The organism is Acinetobacter kanungonis (assembly GCF_009939195.1).
Lineage (GTDB): Bacteria > Pseudomonadota > Gammaproteobacteria > Pseudomonadales > Moraxellaceae > Acinetobacter > Acinetobacter kanungonis.
This window is the reverse complement of sequence record NZ_JAACKC010000008.1, coordinates 68766-83481: the sequence shown is the minus strand read 5'-3', so window position 1 is coordinate 83481 and position 14716 is coordinate 68766. Positions and strand designations below refer to the sequence as shown.

General features: G+C 36.8%; 13 protein-coding genes. 11 read left to right on the top strand and 2 right to left on the bottom strand.

Annotated elements, in window-relative coordinates; all coding sequences use genetic code 11:
- The first annotated feature begins 3 nt into the window (after window positions 1-3).
- From GWK51_RS14215 to galE, 11 genes are read left to right on the top strand one after another with little or no spacing between them, the layout of a single operon-like run.
- Window positions 4-918, top strand: a complete 915-nt coding sequence (locus GWK51_RS14215) for a glycosyltransferase family 2 protein (RefSeq protein ID WP_161934199.1) — start codon at window positions 4-6, stop codon at window positions 916-918.
- Window positions 915-1580 carry a glycosyltransferase family 32 protein gene (locus tag GWK51_RS14210; RefSeq protein WP_161934198.1) on the top strand — a complete coding sequence of 222 codons (666 nt, stop codon included), beginning with the start codon at window positions 915-917 and terminating at the stop codon, window positions 1578-1580. The genes GWK51_RS14215 and GWK51_RS14210 overlap by 4 nt, the downstream gene beginning before the upstream one ends.
- Entirely contained in the window at window positions 1581-2651 is a 1071-nt protein-coding gene (locus GWK51_RS14205; protein ID WP_161934197.1) for a glycosyltransferase family 4 protein, read from the top strand. It abuts the gene before it with no gap.
- Window positions 2648-3676, top strand: a complete 1029-nt coding sequence (locus tag GWK51_RS14200) for an EpsG family protein (RefSeq protein ID WP_161934196.1) — start codon at window positions 2648-2650, stop codon at window positions 3674-3676. Before GWK51_RS14205 ends, GWK51_RS14200 begins: the two co-directional genes overlap by 4 nt.
- On the top strand, window positions 3673-4767 hold the full coding sequence (locus tag GWK51_RS14195) for a glycosyltransferase (protein WP_161934195.1): 1095 nt from the start codon (window positions 3673-3675) through the stop codon (window positions 4765-4767). Before GWK51_RS14200 ends, GWK51_RS14195 begins: the two co-directional genes overlap by 4 nt.
- Complete coding sequence (locus tag GWK51_RS14190) at window positions 4757-5917, top strand: glycosyltransferase family 4 protein (protein ID WP_161934194.1); 1161 nt, start codon at window positions 4757-4759, stop codon at window positions 5915-5917. Before GWK51_RS14195 ends, GWK51_RS14190 begins: the two co-directional genes overlap by 11 nt.
- On the top strand, window positions 5901-6521 hold the full coding sequence (locus GWK51_RS14185; RefSeq protein WP_161934193.1) for a sugar transferase: 621 nt from the start codon (window positions 5901-5903) through the stop codon (window positions 6519-6521). Before GWK51_RS14190 ends, GWK51_RS14185 begins: the two co-directional genes overlap by 17 nt.
- A gap of 27 nt (window positions 6522-6548) precedes the next feature.
- Window positions 6549-7427 (top strand): UTP--glucose-1-phosphate uridylyltransferase GalU, encoded by an 879-nt coding sequence (galU, locus tag GWK51_RS14180; RefSeq protein WP_161934192.1) that lies wholly within the window; start codon window positions 6549-6551, stop codon window positions 7425-7427.
- Between the two features lie 22 nt (window positions 7428-7449).
- Window positions 7450-8715: a nucleotide sugar dehydrogenase gene (locus tag GWK51_RS14175; RefSeq protein WP_161934191.1), complete on the top strand. Its 1266-nt coding sequence runs from the start codon at window positions 7450-7452 to the stop codon at window positions 8713-8715.
- Window positions 8712-10385 carry a glucose-6-phosphate isomerase gene (pgi, locus tag GWK51_RS14170; protein ID WP_161934190.1) on the top strand — a complete coding sequence of 558 codons (1674 nt, stop codon included), beginning with the start codon at window positions 8712-8714 and terminating at the stop codon, window positions 10383-10385. The genes GWK51_RS14175 and pgi overlap by 4 nt, the downstream gene beginning before the upstream one ends.
- Window positions 10378-11397 (top strand): UDP-glucose 4-epimerase GalE, encoded by a 1020-nt coding sequence (gene galE, locus GWK51_RS14165; protein WP_161934189.1) that lies wholly within the window; start codon window positions 10378-10380, stop codon window positions 11395-11397. The genes pgi and galE overlap by 8 nt, the downstream gene beginning before the upstream one ends.
- A gap of 43 nt (window positions 11398-11440) precedes the next feature.
- Here the strand turns inward: galE and GWK51_RS14160 are convergent, their stop codons facing one another.
- Together GWK51_RS14160 and glmS are read right to left on the bottom strand one after the other, a co-directional pair.
- Window positions 11441-12811, bottom strand: coding sequence for a phosphohexomutase domain-containing protein (locus GWK51_RS14160; RefSeq protein ID WP_161934188.1), 1371 nt, complete (start codon window positions 12809-12811; stop codon window positions 11441-11443).
- Between the two features lie 54 nt (window positions 12812-12865).
- Window positions 12866-14704: a glutamine--fructose-6-phosphate transaminase (isomerizing) gene (glmS, locus tag GWK51_RS14155; RefSeq protein ID WP_161934187.1), complete on the bottom strand. Its 1839-nt coding sequence runs from the start codon at window positions 14702-14704 to the stop codon at window positions 12866-12868.
- Window positions 14705-14716: the final 12 nt, after the last annotated feature.

Genomic DNA, 14716 nt, shown 5'->3' with positions numbered 1-14716 from the left:
TATATGAAGCTAAGTATTATTATACCTGTTTATGGTGTAGAGGCTTACATTGAGGAATTTTTAAATGAATTAATTCCTCAGCTGATAGAAGATGTTGAGCTAATATTCATCAATGATGGAACAAAAGACAAATCAATTGATATAGTTAAATGTTATAAAGATAAATTGGCAACTAATTTATGTAATAATTTATTGATTTTTCATCAAGAAAATCAAGGGCAAAGCATTGCAAGAAATTTTGGTATAAATAAAGCACAAGGTGAATATATAGGCTTTTTAGATCCGGATGATTACGTCCAAAAGGACTATATTGAAACGGTGCTTAAAATGTTGAAAAATAATCCTGATATTTTAAATTTCGGAGCACGAGCCTTTTTAGATAGGTCTAATATTTTTGTACGTGAAATATATACAACTTTAACAGAAGGGCTTTATAAAGCTACTCAAGAAAATCTAATAGAAATTTATTCAGAATGTGCTTGGATGCCTTGGTTAAGAATAATCAAGCGTGAAGTGATTATTTATGAATTTTTTCCTGAAAAATTACTATTAGAAGATGTCTATTTATTTACGATGTTATACTTAAAAGTAGATACAATTTATCATTGTAATAAAATATTGGTTAATTATCGTATTCGTGAAGGTAGTAGTATAGGTCAAAAAAGTTCATACTTTTTTAATAGTTATTGTAATGTTATTAAATACTTGGTTGAAAAAAGAGAAGTAAATCCTTTGTTAATTGATATGACATTAAATCAATTGTCGAAAAATCTTTTCCAAGAGTCTATTAATAGTAGAGGGTTTAAATTTGCTATATCATTTTATCAACTCTATCCCAAAAGTATGGAATTTTTAAATTTTATTCTTTATAGAAGTTTGGTTTATTTTTTTAAAAAAATTATGGGTGTAAAAATATGATTCCTAAAATTGTACATTTTTGTTGGTTCGGTGGGAAAGAATATCCTCCGTTAATAAAGGAATGTATGGAGACATGGCATGTCTATTTAACTGACTGGGAATTTAAATTGTGGAATGAAGAAAACTCACCAATGGATCACCCAATGGTTAAAAAAGCAATGGATGAAAAGAAATATGCATTTGTAGCAGATTATGTCAGAATTTTTGCTTTATACACTGAAGGCGGTATTTACTTAGACACTGATATCGAAGTTGTGAAGGATTTCGAACCATTATTATATAATAAGTTTTTTGCGGCATATGAAGATATCGAAAAGAATGCTCCTAATAGTGCAGTTTTGGGTTCAGTTAAGAAACATTCAATATTGAGAGCTATGTTGGAATATTATGATAATTCTACCTATTTTATGACTATTCCATTTGTTTTAGCAACGGTTCTAAAGAATAATAATTTCAATAAAGATGAGTATATTATTTTTGATCGAGAATATTTTTACCCATATCATATTATTGAGAGCTACCCTATTAATCAACTAATGTTTAAGCATATTACTTCAAATACTTACGCAATTCATCATTGGAAAAAATCATGGACTTTAGAAAAAGAGAACATATTAATAAGAGTATACCGCTATATTTTAAGAAGATTTGGTAAATATTAAATGAAAAATATTTGTTTTTTGATAGGAAATGTTAACCATTCTGGAGGAACAGAAAGGGTGACATCATTAATCGCGAATAAATTATCTAATAAGCATCGAATTCATATTCTATCGCTAAATGAAGGGCATTCTCCTTTTTTTGAATTGAATCAGTGTATTATTATTGACTCCTTGTTTGATAAGTACGTTTCACAGCGGAGTCATTTTTTTAGCACGATAATTAAAATAAGAAAGTATATAATAGCTCATAATATAGATACGTTAGTAGTAGTAGATAGTATAAGTTGTGTTTTTACTGTTTCTGCTTGCTTCGGACTTAAAGTTAACCATATCTGCTGGGAACATTTTAATATTAAAGTTAACCTTGGTTCCTATTTTCGTGATTTAGGGCGATGGATGGCATCTAAATGGTGCACAAAAATAGTGACTTTAACGTCACGTGATAAGCAATTTTGGGAAGCCAAATTTGGTTTATCTAATACGGATAAGGTTGTAGCAATTTCAAATCCTAGTCCATTTCAATACCAGAGTCATGTACCCTCTCTCGAATTTAAAAATATTCTGAGTATAGGTCGTTTAACTCATCAAAAAGGTTTTGATCATTTAATTGGTGCTTGGGCAAAAATTTCAAAACAACTACCAGAATGGAGAATCACTATAGTTGGAAGTGGTGAGGATGATGGTTTCTTAAGGCAGATGGCAAAAGAAAATAATGTTGAAAACTCAATAGATTTTGTTGGGCAACAAAAAAATGTAGATAAATTTTATAGAAAAGCATCATTTTTTTGTCTGAGTTCTCGTTTTGAAGGGCTTCCAATGGTTCTTTTAGAGGCTCAAAGTTATGGTTTACCAATAGTTGCATATGATTGTGATACAGGTCCTGCAGAGCTTGTAACAAATCAAAATGGTTATTTAGTAGAAAAGCAAAACATTGATGAGTTAGCTTCAGCATTAATGAGTATGGCAAAGCTAAATGAATATGAGTTTAGTGCCTTGGTTAATGAAAATTTAAAGATGAAAGATAACTTTGGAATAGACCGTATTATTATTTTTTGGGAAAATATTGTATGAAATCAATAAAAACGTCTCATAAAAAATTTTTTTTATTATTGGTTTATTTATTAATAGGGTTGCTTTATGTAAACTTTTTATCTTTATTGCCTAATGAATTATTTCGTGATCGAGAAAACTATTTAGTATATGCCTCTACGTCTGAAAGCATTATATCTACATACCCTGGAATAATTTTGTTTTTTAATGAACCATTTTTTTTATATTTTAATTTCTTCTTAAATAATTATATAGATTTTCAATTAATACCACATTTATTTGTTTACATTATTACAACTGTATATTTTTATGTAATTGCAGTTGAATCTAAAAACCCCTTAACTTTTATATTGGGTTTGTTGTTATCTGTTACAATTCCTTATATTTTACAAAATGAGCTTGTAGCTTTACGTCAGGGCTTAGCAACAGCATTTTTTATAATTGCCTTTTTTTACTTAAAAGATGAAAAGAAAGTTATTTTAACATTATTTATTTGTTCGTTATTTCATTCAATTTTTTTTATTTTTTTATTTTTTTATTTTTTAAACTTTATATTTCTAAAAAATGTTAGCTTAAATAAAAAGGCTATTATAAACTTTATATGGATGTTTGTTTTTTCGCTAATAGCGATTTTAGTAGCGAAATTTTTTGGTTTACGGCAAGGGGATGAGTATACAGGAAGTAGTCAAATTGGTGGTAGTGGTGGTGCATTTGTAGTATTTTTGCTAACATTAATTTATATATACTTATGGGGAGATAAAAGTAACAAAAAATTATACGAATTTTCAATTCTTGGAGCGATCATATTTTTGACATCATATTTTTTAACACCAATCGCCGGTCGAATGTTTAATAGTATAATGCCATTTATCTTGATTTTATTAGTAAAAGAATCAAGATACAAGGATGTTATATTTTTATTAATGTTGAATATAATATTTGCTATATTATTTTTCTGTGGTTCTTACTCTAGTTTACTAAATGTTTCTGATATTCAAGCAATTGAAATTTTAAACCAGTATGTTAAAGGTTTTTTTGTCTTATGAGGATTTTATACGTTATTACCGGTTTGGGTAGTGGTGGGGCAGAAAGAGTGGTAGTAGATTTAGCTGATGAAATGTTTGAAAGAGGATATCAGGTTAAAATTGCTTTATTGAAGGGGCCGATTATAGTTCGGCCTAGAAATAGTGATATAGAAATTGTAAATCTTGGACTTGATTCTATAAAAAACATAAAATTTTCATATAATAATTATAATTTATTAATCCAAAATTATAAACCTGATATTGTACATGCACACATGGTTCATGCTAATATTTTTGCACGTATTTCCCGAATTTTTGCACCTGTACCGAAGCTTATTTGTACTGCTCATAGTAACAATGAAGGTGGACGTGGCCGAATGCTTGCTTATAGATTGACACATCACATGTCGGATCTTACTACTAATGTTAGTCAGTCTGCATCACAGAATTTTATGAATTTAGGTGCGGTACCTAACAATGGGATTAAAACTATTTATAATGGTATTAATTTGGATCGTTTTAAAAAATGTAGAATTACAGATAATATTTTACGTTTGTCACTGGGATTATCTGACGATGATCTTATGTTATTGGCTGTAGGTCGCTTACATGAAGCTAAAGATTATCCAAATTTGTTTAATGCATTTAAAATTTTATTAAATAATCGTCAAAACAAAAGAAAAATGCATTTATTTGTTGTGGGAGATGGTGAACTTAGAAAAACTCTAGAGCAAGAGTTAATAGAGAGTAAATTAACTCGTCAAATCCATTTTTTGGGACATAGAACTGATATACCACAGCTAATGTCTGCAGCAGATTTATTTATTTTATCTTCAAAATATGAGGGTTTTGGTCTTGTTGTGGCTGAGGCAATGGCATGTGAGACATTTGTTGTTGCTACAGATTGTGGCGGTGTAAAAGAGGTTATGGGTGGATTTGGTACACTAGTTCCAAAAGGAAATTCTAAATTACTCGCTGAGGGAATAGATAAGTCAATATCTTTAAGTGTAGATGAAATTAAAAGAAATAATATAGGTGCCTTGGAGTTTATAAAAAAAAATCTTGCACTCAATAGTATTGTTGAACAATGGATTAATTTATATGAAGAATAAAAAAGTAATAGCATTAATTGGTACAACTGGTGCTAGTTTTTATGGTTTTAGAGCTGATTTAATTAAGCAACTAATATCTGAGGGGCATAATGTATATGCATTTACATCTGAGTATACAGAGCAGTGTTTAGATAAAATTAAAGCCCTTGGTGCTATACCTGTGACCTATGAGTTAAGCCGTGGTAGTTTGAATCCTTTTTTAGATATTTCATCTTATTTTCAATTGAAACGTAAATTATATAAACTCAAACCTGATATTGTATTTTCATATTTTGCGAAGCCTGTAATTTATGGAAGTATAGCGGCTAAATTTGCTAAAGTACCATTAATCATTGGAATGTTGGAAGGTTTGGGTTATACCTTTACTGATCAACCTGATGGGATTGCAAAAAAAACTAAATTAATTAAAACTATACAAGTGTATTTATATAAATTAGCTTTTCCTTGTTTAAATAAAATTATTTTTCTTAACTCTGATGATAAACATGACTTGATAGATAAATATAGTATAAAAGTACCAGAGGTACATATTTTGGGTGGAATAGGATTACATCTTGAGCAATATCCTTATTCTATAGCTTCATTTGATCCAGTTAACTTTTTATTTATTGGGAGGCTATTAAAAGAAAAAGGAGTGTTTGAATTTATTCAAGCTATACGTATTGTAAAATTAAAATATCCAAATGCTCATTTTACTATATTGGGAGAAATTGATCATCAAAATATGGGTGCCTTAAAGCAAGAGCAGTTGGATCAGCTAATTGAAGAAAAATTATTCGAGTATCCAGGCTATGTTACAAATGTTAAAGATTGGATTATGAAAACAAGTGTCTTTGTTCTACCATCGTATCGTGAAGGTGTACCACGTAGTACGCAAGAGGCAATGGCAATTGGCCGCCCCGTAATTTCAACTAATGTTCCTGGCTGTAGAGAAACTGTTGTTAATGGTTTAAATGGTTTTCTTGTACCTAAGTGGAATCCAGAAGCTTTAGCAGAAAAAATGTGTTATTTTATTGAAAATCCCCAAATGATAAATGTTATGGGTTTAGAGAGTTATAAAATAGCACAGAAAAACTTTGATGCTTACAAAGTCAATAAAAAGCTATTTGAAATTATGGGTTTAGATAATATAGATGAAACGATTTGTTGATATTGTTATTGCAGCAATAGCACTTATATTACTGTCGCCAATTTTTCTTTTGGTTACTTACAAAGTACGTAAAAATTTGGGGTCTCCAATATTCTATTGCCAAGAGCGTCCTGGGAAAAATGGCAAACTTTTTAAAATGATAAAATTTCGTTCGATGAAAGATGCTTTTGATCAAGACGGTAATCCTTTACCTGATGAAAAGCGAATTACACCATTTGGGCAAAAATTACGCTCTACTTCTTTGGATGAAATGCCGCAACTCATTAATGTGTTAAAGGGCGATATGAGTGTTGTTGGTCCACGGCCAATGCTGAAGGACTTTGTAGAGCTTTATTCTCCAGAGCAAGCACGACGTCTAGAAGTTCGACCTGGAATGACGGGACTTGCGCAAGTCAGTGGTCGAAATGAACTAGATTATGAAGAACGCTTTAAGTGTGATGTCTGGTATGTAGACAACCACAATACCTTGGTCGATTTTAAAATTATGTTTAGAACGGTTGCAGTAATGGCAAAACGTGAAGGAATTAATGCCCCTGGTCATGTTGGTCCATCCCTGTTTCAAGGCAACGCAACAAAAAAATCTGAAGATCAAGTTAAGTCTTAAATTTAATAATTTTTTGAGTTTAGTGTCATGATTAAAAAAGCCATCTTACCTGTTGCTGGTTTAGGTACACGGTTTTTACCTGCAAGTAAATCTATTCCAAAAGAAATGGTTACAGTCGTCGATCGTCCTGCAATCGAGTATGTTGTACGTGAGGCGGTTCAGGCTGGAATTGAACAAATTATTTTAGTTACACACTCATCGAAAGCTTCTATTGAAAATTATTTTGATCGAAATTTTGAACTCGAAACAACCTTAGCACAGAAAAATAAAACTGATCTTTTGAAAGAAATTACTAAGATCTTACCTTCACACGTTAGTGTAGTGAGTATTCGCCAGCCACAGCCCTTAGGGCTCGGTCACGCTGTTTTGTGCGCCAAAAGTATTATTGGAACCGATGATTTTGCTGTACTACTTCCAGATGTATTAGTAAAAGCCAAATCAGACCAAAATGATCTTGCCTGTATGATTCAGCGTTATGAGACTGCACAAGCAGCACAAATTATGGTTGAAGCTGTTCCTGAACATTTAGTTGATCAATATGGTATTGTTGATGTTGCTAGTTCGCCTTTAGAAGGGGAAAGCATCGCTATGCAGGGTATTGTAGAAAAACCAGCTGTGGGGACAGCTCCTTCAAATTTATCTGTCGTTGGGCGTTATATTCTACCAGCTAAAATTATGCAGTTATTGGAACAAACTCCTAAGGGCACAGGGAATGAAATCCAGTTGACCGATGCAATTGCAATGTTGCAGCGTACTGATTCAGTTGAAGCATATCGTATGAAAGGCGAGACCTTTGATTGTGGCAGTAAACTCGGCTATTTGAAGGCTGTTTTGCATTATGGTATTGCACACCCTCAATTAGGGCATAAATTCAAGCAGTTAATCGCCGAATTGAATGTCGAATAAAAATAAGTGTGGTGGGTGAATCATGAAAGTTGCAATATTAGGTGCGACACTGAATGCTGGCGTCATGGCTGTATTGCTATCTGAATATGGCAATCAAGTGTATTGGTGCAGTCATCAAAATAATGAGCATTCCCCTCAAAAACGGGTTCAATATTTAGATGAAGCTGTAAATTTTCGTCTTAATCGACAACTTAAATTGGGACAGCTTCTTTATTGTTCTGTAGCTGAACTTCCTTTAGATGTAGATGTTTATTTCTTTTGTTATAGCCCCACAGAGATTGAACTGGCGGTTCAGACCCTTAAGACATTGGCTTTGAAACCGATTATTCATCCGAGATTGATGATCAATGCTGCAACTTTTGGATTAAATGGTACAAACAAGCTTAGCGAGATTTCGCCGCAAGATTACTGGGTCTACTTACCTGATGTGATTCAGGAGGGTAATGCCATTAATAGTGTACTGCATTTAAAGCAGATTATTGTTGGGGTAGAGGAAGCTCCTGCTAGAATCATGATTGAAGAGCTGTTACGACCTATCTTTAGTACAACGAACCAATATTTATTCATGCCGATTCTAGATGCTGAATTTACGAAGCTAAGTATCTCTGGAATGCTGGCGACTCGAATTAGTTATATCAATGACCTTGCTCTGGTGGCTGAAAAATTGGGCATTGATATTGCGCATGTGACGCAGGGAATGGGTGCTGATTCGCGAATCGGTTCAACTTATTTATCACCTGGGGTAGGTTTTGGTGGTGAAAACTTTTCGCATGATATTTTGACGCTATCCAGTGAAGTTTCTAAAAGTGGTGCGAAAAGCCGCCTGTTGCAGCAAGTTTTGGATATTAATGAGCAGCAAAAAGAAATTTTATTTCGTAAACTCTGGACCTATTACCATTCGGATTTGAAAAATAAAGTGGTTGCAATTTGGGGCGCGTCATTCAAAGAAAATACCTCAAGTATTCAAAATTCCCCAATTCATGCCATGCTGAGTGCACTCTGGGCCCAAGGTGCGAAGGTTAAACTTCATGATCCGCAAGCGCTGAAAGAAATATATCAACAATATGGTCATCGTGAAAATTTGATTTTGTGCACAGATGCTTATGATGCAGTTCAGGATGCTGATGCCTTATGTGTAATCACCGCATGGAAACAATACTCTAGCCCTGATTATAAAAAACTTCAGCAATTGATGCGTCATCCGCTTATTCTAGATGGACGTAATATTTATGATCCTCTATATGTCAAAGTGCAGGGTTTTGCATATGAGGGAGTCGGTCGAGTATGAGAGAAAATATCGAAAATTTTCCTAAGCAAGCATTTCTTTCTACTGAGCAAAAATTACAGCAGTTAGCGGAAGAAATGCAGTCGGTTCATTTGAACCAGCTTTTTGCCGAACAAGCACAACGTTTTGAAAACTTCAGTTTGCGTTATGACGATCTGCTTTTTGATTTTAGTAAGCACCGTGTCAATTTGCCTGTCACCAAGGCATTACTATCGTTAGCAGAAGCAAAACAATTAAAAGTCTGGATCAGTCGGCTATTCTCCATTGAGACCATTAATTACACAGAGCAACGTGCAGCAATGCATTGGGCTTTACGCTTACCGCAAGATCCCGATGTTTTCCCTGAGTTATCGCAGCAAGTGCATGAACAGTTAAACCGAATGTTTGATTTGGTCGAAAAAATACATATGGGGCAATATCGTGGTGTGACAGGCGAAGTCATTCAAGATGTAGTAAACATTGGGGTAGGTGGCTCAGATTTGGGTCCTTTAATGGTTTCTCATGCCTTATCGGATTTTAAAGTTCAAACAGCGAAACCCTTAAATGTACATTTTGTTTCGACTATGGATGGCAGCCAGCTTTCAGAGCTCTTGCATCAGTTAAGACCTGAAACTACTTTGTTTATTATTTCTTCCAAATCATTTGGAACGATTGATACCTTATCGAATGCGGAAACGGTGCGCCAATGGCTGGAGAAAAGCTTAGGGCAACGCGATTGTGTTCTCAAAAGTCATTTTATTGGTGTGTCGACTAAACCTGAAAAAATGACAGCTTGGGGAATTCATCCTGATCATCAATTCTTACTCTGGGACTGGGTAGGAGGGCGTTATTCTCTTTGGTCTTGTATTGGATTACCCATTGCTTTGCAAATTGGGGTTGATGGATTTAAAGCCCTGCTTTCGGGTGCACATTTGGTAGATCAGCATTTTCAAAATACACCGTTTGAGCAAAATATTCCTGTGCTGATGGGCTTATTAGGGGTGTGGAATACCAACTATCTGAATATGCAGACCCATGCTGTTCTGCCTTATGATGGTCGTTTGAAATATTTTGCTGCGTATTTACAGCAACTTGAAATGGAATCCAACGGTAAATCTTTACAACGTGATCATCAAAAAGTTGAATCTGCAACTTGCCCGATTATTTGGGGAGAGGTGGGTCCAAATGCACAGCATGCGTTCTATCAGTTGCTACATCAGGGGACACATGCAGTGAGTTGCGATTTTATCGCACCAGTACATCGTTATAATGCAAAACAATTTACGTATGTGGAAAATGCCGAGGCACTCATTGAGCAACATCATTTAGCGCTTTCTAACTGTTTGGCACAATCAAGGTTACTGGCGTTTGGTAATCAAGCATTATGCGCGAATGAAGTGGAAAATTTGCCTGAATATAAAAAATATCAGGGAAATCAGCCTAGTACAACGATATTGATTAATGAGTTAAATCCAAAAACATTAGGTATGCTTATCGCACTCTATGAGCATAAAGTGTTTGTACAGTCAGTAATTTGGAATATTAATCCCTTTGATCAATGGGGTGTAGAAAAAGGCAAAGAAATAGCCAATCAGTTATTGCCTGTACTGAGTGGCCAGCAAACTGATATTACTCAGTTTGATGCGTCGACCCAAGGTTTGTTGAAAATTTTATTAGGAAATACACATGGCTAAAATTTTAGTCACAGGTGGCGCAGGTTATATTGGCTCACATACCTGTGTTGAGTTATTAACTGCTGGTCATGATGTGGTCGTGTTAGATAATCTCTCGAATAGTTCGGTAGAATCCTTGGTTCGAGTGCAAGCCCTGACAGGAAAATCTCTTGATTTTATTGAGGGAGATATTCGAGATGGTGAAACACTAGATCATCTTTTTTCGCAGCATACCATTGATGCTGTAATTCATTTCGCTGGTTTGAAAGCGGTGGGAGAAAGCCAACAGATTCCTTTGACTTATTTTGATAATAACATTGCAGGGAGTCTTAATTTAGTCAAAGCCATGGAGCGAGCTGGTGTATTTAAGCTGGTGTTCAGTTCTTCAGCGACCGTCTATGATGAAGCGAATGTTTCTCCACTCCATGAAGAGATGCCGACGGGCATGCCATCGAATAATTACGGTTATACCAAATTGATTGTTGAGCAGATGCTGCAAAAACTCAGTCTTGCAGATGCGCGTTGGTCAATTGCTTTGTTACGTTATTTTAATCCTGTTGGTGCGCATAAAAGTGGTCGAATTGGTGAAGATCCACAAGGAATTCCAAATAACTTAATGCCCTATGTGACGCAAGTTGCTGTAGGGCGTCGTGAAAAACTGGCTATTTTTGGTCAAGATTACGATACTGTTGATGGTACAGGTGTTCGTGACTATATTCATGTGGTGGATTTAGCCAATGCGCATTTATGTGCTTTGAATAACCGTTTAGGTGCTACGGGTTGTCGAGCGTGGAATATTGGTACGGGGCAAGGTGCCTCAGTTTTGCAAATTAAAAATACCTTTGAGCAAGTCAATGGGATTCCGATTGCTTTTGAATTTGCACCACGTCGTGCAGGTGATGTAGCAACATCATTTGCAGACAATACCCGAGCGGTGACAGAATTGAACTGGCAACCACAATATGGTCTGGAAGATATGCTGGCTGACAGTTGGAACTGGCAGAAGCAGAACCCGCAGGGCTATGCCAATTAAATCTAGAGTTTAAAAAAGGGAGCATACTGCTCCCATTTTTATTTTAATTTTGAATCAACTGGGTCAATTGATTTACGTATGTGTGCATCGGCTCAGGATTCTGATCCAAACGGCTTTCAATATTTAAGCGCAGTAAAGGTTCAGTGTTAGATGCACGGACGTTAAAACGCCAAGTTCCAAAATCTAAACTCACCCCATCGGTACGGTCAATCTCGGGATTTTGATCTGCGAAATGGTCAAAGAGCTTTTGAATTGTGGCTTGGGTATCCGCAACTTTAAAATTGATTTCACCACTACATGGGAACTTGGTGATCATATCTTCAACCAAGCTAGATAGAGATTGCCTAGTTTCAGAAAGTACGCTAATCGCAAGCAACCATGGAATCATGCCGCTATCACAATAGGCAAAATCACGGAAATAGTGGTGTGCACTCATTTCTCCGCCATAGACCGCATTATGCTCGCGCATAACATCTTTAATAAAGGCATGACCTGATTTAGATTGTACGGTAATCCCTTGATACTGATCGACAATATCTAAAGTGTTCCAGACCAAACGTGGGTCATGTACAATTTTTTCATTGGCTTGCTTTAACAAAAAGGCTTGTGCCAGTAAACCGACAATATAATAGCCTTCAATGAATTGTCCTTTTTCATCAAACAGGAAACAGCGGTCAAAATCACCATCCCAAGCAATACCCATATCTGCTTGATGTTGTAGTACTGCATTACGGGTGCTGTCACGGTTTTCGATCAAGATGGGATTAGGAATACCATTCGGGAATGTCCCATCGGCTTCATGGTGAATTTTAATAAATTCGACTGGAATTTGCAGTTGAGTAAATTTCTGTTCCAGAGCATCAATTACATGTCCTGCTGCACCATTACCTGCATTAACCACCAGTTTCAAAGGGCGAATTTTTTCAGGTCGAATATAGGTCAGGAGATGATCGACAAATTCAGGCAAAATATCATAGCCTTGTATGGTGCCTTTATGTTCAACCGCCTGAAATGTACCAGATTCAGCCAGCGCTTGAATCACTTTTAAACCCGTGTCAGCACTAATTGGGCGTGCATTTTCACGCACAAGTTTCATGCCGTTGTAATCCATTGGGTTGTGGCTGGCCGTAATTTCAATCCCTCCTTGTACATCAAGATGGAAGGCACCGAAATAGACCTCTTCTGTACCCGTCATACCTAAATCCAGTACATTAACCCCTGCATCGGTGAGTCCTTGGATGGTGGCTTGTTTTAGGCCTTCACTGCTCAGACGGATATCACAACCAATTACTACGGTTTCCGGTTGATAGATTTGTCCATAGGCACGGCCAATCTTATAGGCAATCTCTTCGTTTAATTCTGTGCCGAGTTTGCCACGTATGTCGTAAGCTTTAAAACAGGTCAGAGAGGTCATATCTTTCACTCATAATCATTTTATAAAAAAGGCTCGATGTTCGAGCCTTTGGTATTATTCGACGGTTACACTTTTGGCCAAGTTTCTCGGCTGGTCTACATCGGTGCCGCGTAAGACAGCAACATGGTAAGACAGTAATTGTACAGGTACGCTATATACGATCGGTGCCAAAGTCGAAATGATGCTTGGTACACTCACCACATGTTGACGCTCTTTGCTTTGAATGCCGCTATGTTCATCGGCAAACACAAACAGCTCACCACCACGCGCCTGAACTTCTTCCATATTGGATTTAAGTTTATCCAGCATGTCATCTTGCGGAGCCAGAATCACCACAGGCATGTCATTATCAACCAAGGCCAATGGACCATGCTTGAGTTCACCCGCAGCATAACCTTCTGCATGAATGTAGGAAATTTCCTTAAGTTTGAGTGCACCTTCCAGAGCAATCGGGAAGTGCGTACCACGACCCAAGAACAAGCAGTGCTGCTTTTCTACAAACAATTCAGACAGGCGCAGAATTGCCGCATTGTTTTGTAGCGTATCCAAAATCACTTTAGGTAGATGCCATAATTCTGCAGCAATGCTTTGAATTTGGTGATCTGAAATAGTCTGCTTAATTTGACCAATTTTCAGAATCAGTAGCATCAAGGCCGCGAGTTGTGTGGTAAAGGCTTTGGTTGACGCCACACCAATTTCAGGTCCTGCCAAGGTCAGTAAGCTATGACTGGTTTCACGGATCATTGAGGATGTTGCGACATTACAAATCGCCATTGTCACAATATTGATATTCTTGGCCGCAGCACGTTTTTGGGTGTCACGCAGTGCCGCTAAAGTATCTGCAGTTTCACCAGATTGTGAAATGCACAAGTACAGCGTGTTATTGACAATGACAGGGGTGCGATAGCGGAACTCACTGGCAATTTCGACCTGACACGGCACATCAATCAGTTGTTCAAACCAGTATTTGGCAATCATGCCGGCATGGTAACTGGTACCACAAGCCAGAATTTGCACCTGCTGGATATTGGCAAAATCCACTTCGGCGTGTTGCAGGAAATCTGCACGTAAAGCGTTGCCATCCAGTGCTTGCGAAATGGTTTGTTGTAATGCTTCAGGTTGCTCATAAATTTCTTTCAGCATGTAATGCTTGAATTCGCCTTTAGAGGCGTTGCTGACGGTTGCATCCAGTTCTTTGACTGGGCGCTGTACCAACTGCCCATTGACAAACACTTCAATTTTGTCACGGGTCAAGCGAGCAATATCACCTTCTTCTAGGTAGATAAAGCGATTGGTGATCGGCAGTAATGCTAATTGATCCGAGCTAATGAAATTCTCACCAATCCCGACACCAATCACCAGAGGCGAGCCTTCACGCACAGTGATTAACTCATTTGGATAGTCCGTGTGAATAATCCCGAGGGCATACGCACCTTTCAGTTGCGGCACCACGCTTTGTACTGCTTCCAACAAACTCGAGGTGGATTTCAACGCATCATGGATCAGATGTGCAACCACTTCAGTATCGGTTTGCGACGTGAATACATAACCAAGTGCTTCGAGGTCATCTTTCAGTTCTTGGTAGTTTTCGATAATACCGTTATGTACCACGGCAACATCACCAGAAACATGCGGATGGGCATTATTTTCAGTCGGTTTGCCATGGGTTGCCCAACGGGTATGCGCGATCCCTAAGTTGCCAACAATTTGTGATTCACTTACGGCTTGTTCTAGATTAGCCACTTTACCGACACGACGTTCACGTAAAATCTGGTCATGGTTGACCAAGGCTAAACCTGCTGAGTCATAGCCACGATATTCAAGTCGTTTGAGACCTTCAATGAGAATATTGGTAATACTACGTTCTGCAACGCCACCGACAATACCACACATAGGATGATCCTC

Excerpts from the sequence above, each read along its gene's own strand:
- GWK51_RS14175 (WP_161934191.1), top strand. The coding sequence starts at position 7,450 with ATGAAAGTTGCAATATTAGGTGCGACACTGAATGCTGGCGTCATGGCT.
- galU (WP_161934192.1), top strand. The coding sequence starts at position 6,549 with ATGATTAAAAAAGCCATCTTACCTGTTGCTGGTTTAGGTACACGGTTT.
- GWK51_RS14215 (WP_161934199.1), top strand. The coding sequence starts at position 4 with ATGAAGCTAAGTATTATTATACCTGTTTATGGTGTAGAGGCTTACATT.
- GWK51_RS14185 (WP_161934193.1), top strand. The coding sequence starts at position 5,901 with ATGAAACGATTTGTTGATATTGTTATTGCAGCAATAGCACTTATATTA.
- GWK51_RS14160 (WP_161934188.1), bottom strand. The coding sequence starts at position 12,811 with ATGACCTCTCTGACCTGTTTTAAAGCTTACGACATACGTGGCAAACTC.
- GWK51_RS14195 (WP_161934195.1), top strand. The coding sequence starts at position 3,673 with ATGAGGATTTTATACGTTATTACCGGTTTGGGTAGTGGTGGGGCAGAA.
- glmS (WP_161934187.1), bottom strand. The coding sequence starts at position 14,704 with ATGTGTGGTATTGTCGGTGGCGTTGCAGAACGTAGTATTACCAATATT.
- GWK51_RS14190 (WP_161934194.1), top strand. The coding sequence starts at position 4,757 with ATGAAGAATAAAAAAGTAATAGCATTAATTGGTACAACTGGTGCTAGT.
- galE (WP_161934189.1), top strand. The coding sequence starts at position 10,378 with ATGGCTAAAATTTTAGTCACAGGTGGCGCAGGTTATATTGGCTCACAT.
- pgi (WP_161934190.1), top strand. The coding sequence starts at position 8,712 with ATGAGAGAAAATATCGAAAATTTTCCTAAGCAAGCATTTCTTTCTACT.
- GWK51_RS14200 (WP_161934196.1), top strand. The coding sequence starts at position 2,648 with ATGAAATCAATAAAAACGTCTCATAAAAAATTTTTTTTATTATTGGTT.
- GWK51_RS14210 (WP_161934198.1), top strand. The coding sequence starts at position 915 with ATGATTCCTAAAATTGTACATTTTTGTTGGTTCGGTGGGAAAGAATAT.
- GWK51_RS14205 (WP_161934197.1), top strand. The coding sequence starts at position 1,581 with ATGAAAAATATTTGTTTTTTGATAGGAAATGTTAACCATTCTGGAGGA.